This is a genomic window from Paenibacillus sp. VCA1, from assembly GCF_031583795.1.
In the GTDB taxonomy this organism is placed as follows: domain Bacteria; phylum Bacillota; class Bacilli; order Paenibacillales; family Paenibacillaceae; genus Paenibacillus_AQ; species Paenibacillus_AQ albilobatus.
Window position 1 is genome coordinate 19,912 of the sequence record NZ_JAVLSX010000028.1, and the last position, 11,178, is coordinate 31,089.

Annotated in this window: 10 protein-coding genes; 1 reads left to right on the plus strand and 9 read right to left on the minus strand. The window is 52.4% G+C overall.

Annotated features, from left to right (window positions below; all coding sequences use genetic code 11):
* Positions 1 to 49: 49 nt before the first annotated feature.
* The 8 genes from RJP21_RS30760 to RJP21_RS30795 all read right to left on the minus strand — a co-directional run bounded on the left by RJP21_RS30760 (position 50) and on the right by RJP21_RS30795 (position 9,885).
* Complete coding sequence (locus RJP21_RS30760; RefSeq protein ID WP_310862578.1) at positions 50 to 1,936, minus strand: Ig-like domain-containing protein; 1,887 nt, start codon at positions 1,934 to 1,936, stop codon at positions 50 to 52.
* A 315-nt stretch (positions 1,937 to 2,251) separates the two neighbouring features.
* Positions 2,252 to 2,521, minus strand: a complete 270-nt coding sequence (locus tag RJP21_RS30765) for a hypothetical protein (protein WP_160043704.1) — start codon at positions 2,519 to 2,521, stop codon at positions 2,252 to 2,254.
* Between the two features lie 22 nt (positions 2,522 to 2,543).
* On the minus strand, positions 2,544 to 3,842 hold the full coding sequence (locus RJP21_RS30770) for a Tle-like phospholipase domain-containing protein (RefSeq protein WP_310862579.1): 1,299 nt from the start codon (positions 3,840 to 3,842) through the stop codon (positions 2,544 to 2,546).
* Between the two features lie 40 nt (positions 3,843 to 3,882).
* On the minus strand, positions 3,883 to 4,179 hold the full coding sequence (locus tag RJP21_RS30775; RefSeq protein ID WP_236575749.1) for a hypothetical protein: 297 nt from the start codon (positions 4,177 to 4,179) through the stop codon (positions 3,883 to 3,885).
* Positions 4,180 to 4,576: 397 nt separating this feature from the next.
* Positions 4,577 to 5,380, minus strand: a complete 804-nt coding sequence (gene speD, locus RJP21_RS30780; RefSeq protein ID WP_160043703.1) for an adenosylmethionine decarboxylase — start codon at positions 5,378 to 5,380, stop codon at positions 4,577 to 4,579.
* Between the two features lie 164 nt (positions 5,381 to 5,544).
* Complete coding sequence (hflX, locus tag RJP21_RS30785; protein WP_310862580.1) at positions 5,545 to 6,834, minus strand: GTPase HflX; 1,290 nt, start codon at positions 6,832 to 6,834, stop codon at positions 5,545 to 5,547.
* A gap of 536 nt (positions 6,835 to 7,370) precedes the next feature.
* Positions 7,371 to 8,933 (minus strand): sensor domain-containing diguanylate cyclase, encoded by a 1,563-nt coding sequence (locus tag RJP21_RS30790; RefSeq protein WP_310862581.1) that lies wholly within the window; start codon positions 8,931 to 8,933, stop codon positions 7,371 to 7,373.
* A gap of 157 nt (positions 8,934 to 9,090) precedes the next feature.
* Positions 9,091 to 9,885 (minus strand): TatD family hydrolase, encoded by a 795-nt coding sequence (locus tag RJP21_RS30795; protein WP_310862582.1) that lies wholly within the window; start codon positions 9,883 to 9,885, stop codon positions 9,091 to 9,093.
* A 156-nt stretch (positions 9,886 to 10,041) separates the two neighbouring features.
* On the opposite strand from RJP21_RS30795, the gene RJP21_RS30800 reads away from it, so the two are divergent.
* Positions 10,042 to 11,031, plus strand: coding sequence for an SPL family radical SAM protein (locus RJP21_RS30800; protein WP_310862583.1), 990 nt, complete (start codon positions 10,042 to 10,044; stop codon positions 11,029 to 11,031).
* Between the two features lie 59 nt (positions 11,032 to 11,090).
* On the opposite strand, the gene RJP21_RS31395 is transcribed toward RJP21_RS30800, so the two are convergent.
* Positions 11,091 to 11,171, minus strand: a complete 81-nt coding sequence (locus RJP21_RS31395; protein ID WP_397386297.1) for an IS3 family transposase — start codon at positions 11,169 to 11,171, stop codon at positions 11,091 to 11,093.
* Positions 11,172 to 11,178: the final 7 nt, after the last annotated feature.

Genomic DNA, 11,178 nt, shown 5'->3' on the forward strand with positions numbered 1-11,178 from the left:
CCGTCAATCGGTTGGCCTTTTTAAATTCTCCCAGAACATCAGCAGCCCATCATTTTTGTGCCGATTCCTGTTCCGATCCGTCACTTTCTTCCGGGGAATCCGCACCGTTTTTGGGCTCTTCAGGCTGCCCATCGCCTGTTGGCGCGGCCGCGCGCACGACCAGCACTTCGGCATAAACAGTGCTTCCCTTGTACTTGGCATAGATCCGGGTTTTACCCGCTTTATGGCCGATCAGGTTCCCATCCCCGTCCACCTCGGCGATGTCCGGTCGGTCGCTGCTATACGTCGCCAGTTTCGTGACATCCGTTTCCGTTCGCGGGTTATAGCCATATACGGTGACCTTGATGTCCAGCGTCGTACCTTCCAAAAGTGAATATTCGCCCGAATCCAGGCCGAAATCGCCTTGTACGGGACTAAGTTCGTCCGTATCTTCCGGCAGAACCGTCACGTTCATCGTTGCCGTAAAACCTTCATAATTCGCTTCGATATAGGTGCTTCCCGGCTCATGCCCCGTGATCCGGCCCAAGGCATCGACGTCCACGATGTTGTCGTCCCCCGAAATGTACAGCGCGGCGCTGGACAGGTCGTTTTTCGTTCCGTCGGAATAAACCGCTTGCAGCACGGTAGAGAAGCTAGTGCCCGTTTTCAATTTCTTTTCTTTTTCCATAAACGAGATGCCCGTCAGCGTACGTTCGACAGGCTGCCGATCCGCCGGAGGCGACAGCTTCATCAACTGGAACTTCCTATCGTCTCCCCGCAAAACGGTCCCCGGGAAAATAAAGCCCCCGTCTTGGGTTGCCGCTGCGATGCCTACGCTTGCAATCGGTGGTCCCTTGAATAATTCCTCGCTGATCGTATCGCCGTTCTCGTCGACTCTCAGCACACCGTACCGGTATTTCACATCCCTGTTCCAATCGATCCGTGTCGCATGTTTCCCGAGCATGGCGTACCCGTCTTTAGTCCGCACCAGTCGATTATAGATACGGTAAAAATCCGCGCCGTCCAAAAACGTCTTTTCCCATTTCACCTGTCCGTCGAGAGCCGTTTTGGTAAGCAGCGTTGCGCCGTTTCCGCTGTATTTCCTGCTTAGAATGAGGTACCCGCCATCCTCTGTTCCGACAATCGAATAGGCTGTCCAGCCGCTGCGCGGATCGACGAATTGTTTCGACCAAAGCACTTTGCCTTGGTCATCAATTTTCAGGATCAGCATCGCATCGAAATCTTTCGATTCGTATTCGACCATGCCTGCGTGGCCGACGGCGATATAACCGCCATCATTGGCGGGGATAAGATCGGTTAAAAAGTCGCCGGTACCTGTAAGGCGGTATTTATTGTACCACAGCGTTTCGCCGTTTGGATCGACCTTTAAAATATAACCTTGTTCATAAGCGACCCAACTGACCATCCCTTCCCCGGCGATCAAGAAGCTGCCGTCATCCGTTTCGACCACGGATTTCGGGGTGCTGTGGATAGCGTCGTCCTCCTGTACCCTTTCCCATAATACATTGCCCGATGAATCCAGCCTGATCATGTAAAGCCGGTCCTTCGGTTCGCCTTCCGTTACCGTTATTCCCGCCACTAGGTATCCGCCGTCTTTCGTCTCGATGGCCCGGTATGCCGCATTCCTCGTCGTTAGATATTTGAGCTTTCGTTCCCATGTGACCTCGCCTTCCGCATCCAGCTTCAGAACATAGGCCTTTTGATACGAATATCCTTCCGGCTTGTCGGCATCGTAAATGCCTCCCAAAGCTAAATAACCGCCGTCGGAAGTCGGGATGACTCCCTGTCCTTCGGAGCTGCTTCCGTAATCCCTGGACCATTCGACGGTTGATTGCGCCTCCTCGGCAGCCGCCTGCCCCAACCCGGGCCAAAGCCCGGCCATCAGCAGCAACCCGGCCATAAACGCAATCCATAATCGCAAAACTTTTCTGGACATTCGTCTGCTCCTTTCAGGAAATGATCATTTTTTTGTAGTAAAACTCAGCACAATCCTCGTTTCATTTTCATTATTCATGGAAGTCCCCGAAGCGGGTATCCCACAAACTTCATAAATTACTGCGACGATGGAACGGATTTCCAGACATGGATATGGCGATCGAAAAAGAGGGGATAGGACTTAGGAAGGGCGAATTCGTTTTTATTAGAGTTAAATAGAAAATACCGTGTTTCCTCAAGGAATCACGGTATTGTGTCAATGCTGCAAAAAACGCCGCACTCCCGAAGGAATACGACGTCGTTTTTTCTCTTAACGTCATCTCATCTGATCCGTTTGTTTCATGACCTGCATATAACGGATCAGCTCCGCTTTTTGCTGCTCGATCGACCGTACCCGGCCCGCCAAACCGTTAAAAAAGGCTTCAACGTATTCGCGCGTCACGTTTGCCGATTGCCCGTTCCAATCGCTTAGCCTGGCGTACAGGCTTCGGGCTTCCTGCTCGTCGGCCTGAATCCGGGCAAGCAGCCAGCTCAGTTCCCGCTCGGCCTGCTCCAGGTCGCCCAGCTCAACAAGGATTTCGCTCATGTGATCCCTCCGATTCGAAAGCTTATTGCATCAATTGAGGGCCGGAAGCATCGGCCTGATGAAACTGCTCGGCCTTCGATTTGATGAAATCGAGAAACAACGTCGTCTGCTCGACATGCCATTTTGAGAGCTCGCTGACCGAAGCGTCCAGCTGCGCCACGATCGGCTGCAGCCTGCGGCTGTGGCTTGACTGGGTATATCTCATCAGCTTGGCCCTGACAGCCTGCATATCCGAGCTGATCTGATGCGCGTTTTGGCTCCATTTTTCGGCCACGCTTTTCAGCTCCTCCGGCGTGACCCGGATCATGCCCGAGCCCATGCCGCCCATGGCCATGGCGATGCCCGTTTTCATCGCAAGCTCGATCGGCGCGAAATAGGCTCCCGGGATCCCCAAAGCCTCCCCGAAGGACAGCGGCGCCCGCGGCGATCCGTTCAATTTCTCCCCGGTTTCGGCGTCATACAGCGGATTGGCGAGACTGCCGTTTTCATCGAATCGGTACTGTTTCAAACTATGATAATGGGCACCGCCGAACGAATTGCCGATCTTTTCGAAAAGGCCGAAACCGGCATTCGCATCCTCATAGTTGGAGTCGATGTAATACGTCGACCCGACATGGCGGTCATATCCGCCCATCGTGCCGCTGCCGACAAGATCCCTTGGATGGACATAGTTGACGATTTGCGAGTCGAATTCCCCGTTTTCCGCTTTGCGTCTGGCGCCGCTCGTCAGGCTTCCCATGACGGACGGGGCGCTGAACGTGACGGCCGAAAGTCCGGTATATGCCGCGGCATACTGCGCATTGGCCCCGCCAAGCGAATGGCCCGTCAGCGAAAAATCCAAGTCCTTGTGTTTTTTCTTCATTTCATTGGCATAATCCTCGGCCTGGTACAGCTGTTTGTCCCCGTTGAAAAATTTATCCACCGCTTTGCCGGCGCCGCCCACCCAGTCCTTGGCTGCGGTAATCCCCAAATGGTCCTCAATTTTTTGCACCTTGTCGTCCCAGGGCATTTTGACTTCAAAGCTTTTTCCTATTTTCCGCTCCAGCTCCCGCTCGCCGATACCGACATCGGTCACATAGTCCGGCACGGAATGGAACAGTCCTCTCCCGCCTTCCGTGCCGCGGTAAGCGATGACGGCCTGCTTCGTTTCCGGATTGTAAAACGTGACGGCGTCAAAACCCGAAGAATCGTCGTTGGCCGCGTCCTCCAATACCTCCCACCCCGGCAGATCCTGCGGCTTGCTCCCTTTTTTCAGATCGGAGTAGGCGAGGTCCGACATTTTTTTATACATTTCATCCGTGATCCGAGGTCCCTTGCTCAAACGTACTCCTCCCTCTTTTCATCCGAACGTGCACAGCGTCCTATTTTGCCGTATCCTTCTTCGCGAAGGGGTCGATCCCTTTGGCGCGGATGGCCTTTTCGAGCTCCGGGCTCATGACGAAGTCGGTCGTTTTTTTGTCTTCATAATCCACCGAAATGTTGAAGCTTTCCTCCGGTTTTCCTTTCACATGGCCTTTCATCGTAATTTTGGGCGTTATGTATTCTGCGAGTCTCTCCTGATCCGTAATTTCCACGTCCAGGCCGTATTCATCCTTGAAATATTGGATGGCGAGCTCTTTGGCCTCTTGCATTTGGCCGTTGTTTTCCGACTTGTTCACGCTTTGACAACCTCCCAATAAAACGATCGTAATCAGCATAAGAGCGATAGACCGAAATAAGCGAGAAATAACTATCAGTCCTCTCTGACCCTTTTTACTAAAAATTAAACATGATTCCCTATCATTAATCCAGCTTCTTGAAAAAATCAGGAAATTATAACCATCCCCAGCCCGAAAACAAGACCTGAGTCCGTGTTAACATCGGCCTATTTTCCATGTTATGAAAAAACAAACGGCCAAATGACATTTCGCAAAACCCCTGGGCATAAGGCCTAAAGCTATATTTCCGTTTGACGAGAAATGCCTGGATTTTCTGCGCCCAAACCTCTGATTTCGCAAAAAAGCCGAGGAAACCTTTTCCTCAGCTCATGCGTTTTCATTATGTTTTGATTATGTTTCAGCTCATGTTTTTGCCGTAATAGATTTCATCCATCTCCTGCGTGATCCGTTCCGTGATTTCTTTTTGTTGCTGCTCGCTCAGGCCATCCTTCGTATATCCGAACAAGTAGTTGTCCAGATCGAACTCCCTCAGCTTGCATTTGGTATGAAAAATATGCTCGGGGTAGACGTTCACGTCAATCATGTGGTAGAGATCCTTCACGTTATCCGGGATATAGTTCTGGATCGAGTTGATGTCATGGTCGATAAACAGCTTATGTCCCTTAATATCTCTCGTAAAACCCCGCACCCGGTAATCGATGGTCATAATGTCGGTGTCGAAGGAATGGATCAAATAATTCAGCGCCTTCAGCGGCGAAATTTCCCCGCAGGTGGATACGTCGATGTCGGCCCGGAACGTGCTGATCCCGTCATCCGGGTGGTATTCCGGGTACGTATGGACCGTAATATGGCTTTTGTCGAGCGACATCACGACCGACTCGGGAAGCGGCCCCGGCGATTCCGCGTAAGACTCCTTCGGCACTTCCACCACAGGGCCTTCCGATACGAGAATCGTTACGCTTGCCCCTTGGGGGACGTAATCCTGTTTGGCGATATTCAGCACATGGGCGCCGATAATGTCCGAAACCTGTTTTAAAATAGCGGTGAGCCGGTCGGCATTATACTGCTCGTCTATATATTCGAGGTACGCTTCCCGCTCCTCCTTGGTCCGGGTATAGCAGATATCGTACATGTTGAAAGCCAAAGACTTCGTCAAGTTGTTGAATCCATGCAGCTTGACATGCTGCTCCGGTGCTGTCATGCATCATCACCTCGCTGTTTCTTTTCACTGCCTAATATTCCCTGATCCGTCCCGGATATCCGCGCGGCATCCGCATATTATTTTTCATACCCCAATCCGGCCCATTCAATCACCGGCACAAAAATAAGCCCGGTCGAGTTTTCCCTCGAACCGGGCCGCCCAGTTTATCCGATCACGTATTCACGGTATTTCTCGTAATCCTTTTGCCTGCATTCGAGGGTCAAGCGGGTCCCCTCGTTTTCATATTCGGTCGCTTGGATATCCGCGTGCTCGTTTAAGTAAGACACCACTTGGCCCTGGTCGTAAGGAATGAGCATTTCGCAGCGGACGTAGTCTTTGAACACATAGCTTTTGATGAGATCAACCAGCTCGTCGACGCCGATCCGCGGTTTGGCCGCCATATAAATGGCGTTTTCCTGCACTTCCGGAATGTCGCGGCCTGCCAAATCGCATTTGTTATAGGCAAAAATGGTCGGGATATCCGTTACGCCGATCTCTTTCAAGGTATTTTCCGTGATGTCGATCAGCTGCTCGTATTTATCGTTGGCATAATCCACGACGTGGACCAGCAAATCGGCTTCGGCGACCTCCTCGAGCGTCGAGCGGAACGCTTTGACCAGATGATGCGGGAGCTTGCTGACAAAACCGACGGTGTCGGTCAGAAGAAAGCTCTTGTTGTCTTCAAGCTGGATGTTGCGCACGGACGTTTCGAGCGTGGCGAACAGCATATCCTTTTCGAACACGCTTTTTTCTTCGGCGTTTCCCGCCGCCCCGAATCTTTCGATCATGGCGTTCATGATCGTCGATTTGCCCGCGTTGGTGTACCCGACAAGGGACACGACCGGCAGCTCGTTTTTCTTGCGTTTTTTGCGCTGCGTCTGGCGCTGGAACACCAGCGACTCCAGCTCTTTGTTCAGCGCCGTTATTTTTTCCTCGATCCGGCGGCGGTCCAGCTCCAGCTTCGTTTCCCCGGCCCCCCTGTTTTTCAGGCCGACGCCGCCGCTTTGCCGCCCCAGGGATTCGCGCAGCCCGACCAGCCGCGGCAGCATGTACTGCAGCTGGGCCACTTCGACCTGAAGCTGGGCTTCGCGCGTCTTGGCTCGTTTTTCGAAAATGTCCAAAATAAGAATCGTCCGGTCGATGACCTTGCATTCCAGGTCGGCTTCCAGATTGCGCAGTTGGGAAGGGGACAGCTCATCGTTGAAAATAATCAGGTTGGCTTCCAGCCCTCTATACAAACCCGAGAGCTCTTCTACCTTGCCCGTGCCGATGTAGTGGGACTTGTTGACCCGCTCCATGTTTTGTGTCAGCTGGCCGACCACCTCTACGCCGCAGGCTTCCGCGAGGTTGCCGAGCTCTTCCATCGAATAGTCGAAATCGCGTTGGTTGTTCAAATTGACGCCGACAAGAACGGCGCGTTGATCGATCGTTTCTAACAGTTCAGGTTGTTTCATATATGAAATCCCTCCAAGTGATTATTATTTGCCTCGAAATTTTGGAAAATCCCCGAAACAAACGAAAAAACCGCAGGCTGCTGCCTGTGGTTTCAGGAACGAACGAGAGGTCACGGATGCCTGAGGCGCCGGCCGCATGCCAAATAAAAAGCCAAAGAGGCTTTTAGATTCGCATCCATCCGTTAGGTCAGGAAAACAGCCGCCTTTGCAGCCGTCAAGCGTACCCGAAAAACAGCAAAGGAGGGGCTGTAGAAGCCTCTCCCGCCGTAACCCTTGCGCGCCTTAAGCCTGAAAAGACTTAGAAGGCACGCGTATGAATATATTGGGTTCATCCGAAGATATGCATACCAATCCCGTTCGCCCTGCACAGGGCAGAGCCTTTGAGCACTATTCAATTAGCGGCACAAAGAGAAAAAACGGAATTTAATATTAATCATAACTTCGCGAACCCTCCGATCATTGTAATTGTTACCATCTTAACACATGATTGCCGTTTTCACAATTCCAAAGTTTTGCGGCGGGCGAGGGAAGCCCTTTTACTGAGCCACCCTGCTTACCGTGGTCCGGTTTCGGCCGTTTTCTTTGGATTGGTACAAGGCCTCGTCCGCCCGCATCACGAGCTCCTCGGCCGAATGGCCGTGCGCCGGAAATGCCGAGATACCTGCGGAAATCGTGATCGGTTGGCCGGTCGGGCTTTTGGTGATGGCAAGCTGATCACGCAGCCGATCCGCCATATCTTTTGCCCTGCCCAGTCCGGAGCGGTTGATCAATATACCAAATTCCTCGCCGCCATAGCGGAAGCATACGTCCTCTTCGGAAGCGACCAGCTGCATCAGCCGCGACAAATAACGGAGCACTTCATCGCCGACCACATGCCCGTACGTATCGTTCACCAGCTTGAAATGGTCAATGTCGATCAAAATGAGCGCAAACGGCATGTTGCTTTCCAGCCAGCCCGCCATCACGCCGTCAAAACCTCTGCGGTTGACAAGGCCGGTCAGCTCGTCGACGTTGACTTCATGCCTGAGATGCGTCAAATCGCGGTTCATGCTTTGCAGCGCAATTTTCACGCTTTGCGATAACAGCCTGACCTCGTAATAATAAGAGTGGATGTCCGGAATGTTCTCGGCAGGCACGGGTTTCAAGGTAGCCTCGTCCGAAAACCGGGCCAGCGTATGCAGCGGCTTCGCGATCCGGCTAGCGACCCACCAGGCCAGAACCAAAATCAGCAGCAGGAACGGCAGCGAAAACAGCAGCATTCGATTGACCAACAGATTTAACGGCTTGTCGATCACTTCGTATGGAGTCTGGGAAACGATGCCCCACGAGCTGCTTGATTCGTACGCATAACCCGCCAGAAAAATTTCTCCCAAAGAATTGGTTACCTTCTGGGAGCCGGTTTGGCCCGATATTACCTTCCGGACGACTTCGTTTTGAACGACGTTCTGCCCGACCCGTTGCCGGTCCGGATGGAAGATCAAATCTCCGTTTTTTTCCACGACGTATACGTAAGAACCGTCCCCGAAAAAATGCTCCTTCAGCATCGTGCTGAGCACGTTTTTTTCCTCCAGGTAAATCGTGCCGCCCACAAATCCTTTATAGGCCCCGTTTTTGTCCACGATGGGAGCTGAAATTAGAATGATGAGCCGCCCCGTCGTCGCACGGTAAGGCTCGGAGATAAAAGGTTTTTTTATGTCAACGGCTTTTTTGCTTTGCTCGGAGGTCAGCTTGTCCCCCACGGATATTCCGGTCGTATGCGGGCTGATCGCCTGAACGACCCGCTCGTGGTCTGCAACGACAATCGAATTGAAATATTGGGTGTTCTCCTGAAACAGATCATCGAACAACTGCCGATCAATCGTGCTTTCCCGCCCGGAAATGACGGCGATTGCCCGGATGTTCTCCTGCATCGTTTTCAGCAATTCGTTCGCGTTGGACGCCATCTTTTTCGAATACGATTCGTTTTTGTTCAAATAATTGTCGATCAAGGAAGTTCGGTTAACCTGTACGGCAGAGGTAATGCTCATCAACATCGTAAGCAAAATCGCCGTGATCACCAACAGCGAAATGGTAAACCGGAGCGTAATTCCTTTTTTCATAACATGCCTCAAAATCTCATCCCGCCTGCTCCATAATTGTGGAAGATCTGACTTCTTCCGTGTCCTGATGACATTATACAACAGAGCGGATGTCACAATATACAAGAAAAACAGCTATCGGCGTACTTTCACAAAAGACGGACCGTGAATATCCCCTTTACGGGATTTGAAAAAACGCTTTTGTCGTTTTGGCCGTGCCGTTTGCGACTTCCTCCACGTCTTTGCCCATGCAGGAGGCGATCACCTTCGCGATATGCGCCAAAAACGCAGGCTCGTTCCGCCCGTCCTTCGGCTTTGGTCTGAGGTCCCGCGGCGTCAGATACGGCGCATCCGTTTCGATCATGAGCCGATCGAGCGGAATGTTTTTCACCAGCTCACGCAGATGCTGTCCGCGCCGCTCGTCGCAAATCCAGCCGGTAATGCCGATATGAAAGCCCATCTCGACGTAGGTTTCGAGCTCTTCCCGGGTTCCCGTAAAGCAGTGCACCACCGATTTCGCGATCATGTCCGGATAATCCCGCATAATGGCGGCAAAATCGGCATGCGCGTCCCGTTCATGCAGAAACAGCGGCATCCCCAGCTCCCCTGCAAGCTGAACCTGCTTCTGAAACCATTCGCGCTGCATATCGCGCGGCGAAAAATCGCGGTTGTAATCCAGTCCGCATTCGCCGATGGCTACCACCTGCGGAAGCGCGGCAAGCTCGCGCAGCCGCTCGAGCGTACCGCTGCCGCATTCCTTCACGTCATGGGGATGAACGCCTGCCGTGGCATACAGCTTTCCGGGGTGCGTTTCGGCAAAACGTGCGGCTTCCTCGCTGCTTCTTACACTGGTGCCGGTTACGATGAGCGGCGTAACTCCAGCGGCTTCCGCCCGTTCGATCACCTCTTCGCGGTCCTTATGAAACGAGCGGTTCGTCAAATTTACTCCGATATCGATTATTTGCGGTTGCATTTTTGGTCCCTGCCTTCTTTTATTTTGAATCGGATTTTGCAAAATCCTGATTTCTTTGCGGCTGCCTTCATTTCCCATCGCATTTTCAAAACGAACTGAGGTATAGTATACTAAACACAAACAGAACAAATGTTCGTAACACGGAGGTGAGGATCCTTGTCCAAAAAAATGTACGAAACCCAAACCGTCAAGCAAACGCTGAACAAGGTGCAGGCAAAAAGCATGCCCTTCGATTGGTCCATCAATCCCTATCGCGGATGTGCCCACGGCTGCAGCTTTTGTTATGCCCGAGGTTTTCAGTCTTTTATCGGACGGGAAGCCGACGATGAATTCCAAAACCGGATCATGCTGAAAACGAACGCGGCCGAGGCGCTGGAAGAGCAGCTGTCGCGGATGGCCCGGCGTTTCCGTTACGATATCGGCGAGCTTCAGCGGCATGTCGGCTTGGTTGTCCTGGGGACGGCGACCGATCCTTATCAGCCGGTGGAAATCAAGGCGCGGATCACTCGCGCCTGCCTTGAGGTGCTCGCCAAATACCGGATCCGCACCAGCATCACCACGCGTTCGCCGCTCATTTTACGCGACCTCGATCTGCTCAGCCGTATGAAAGTCGATTCGGTCAATATCAGCTTGAATTCGCTTGACCCTTCCGTCATCCGGATGATGGAACCGGGAGCCCCTCTCCCCTACAAAAGGCTTGAAACCGTGAAAAAGCTGTCGGCAAACGGCGTGCATACCGGACTGTTTATTGCGCCCATCCTGCCCTTTCTGACGGATTCGAAGGAAAATCTCGAGGAATTGATGACCGCCGCCAAAGATCATCAGGCCTCGTTTGCGATGACTTCGCTGCTCCGTTTGTCGCCGGACGTGAAAAACTGGTTTATGCATGCGCTCGGGCAGCATTATCCGGAGCTTGTTCCACGGTACAAAAGCTTGTTCCAAGGCGCCTATCCCGATCCGCGTTATGCGGAAAAGATCAAGACGCTCGCCGGCGGGCTGAAGCAAAAACTCCGTCTGTTCGACGACGCGCCCGAGAAACGAAGCGGCGGCTGCAAGCCGGAGAGAATAGCAGGCAGCGCCGCGCCTTTCCAACCCGAAATGCCGCTTCCCTCCCCCGAGGTGGAGCAGCTCAGCTTTCCGTTCTAATAAAGAAAAACCCTGCAGAATGGAGTTACCCCCGTCAAGTAGACAGTTATAAAAAAGACCTAGGCAACCTTAGTTCGGTATTCAACCGGACTAAGGTTGTTTAATTTTTTCTGAAATCGGTGGTAGTTATAAAATCGAATATAACGA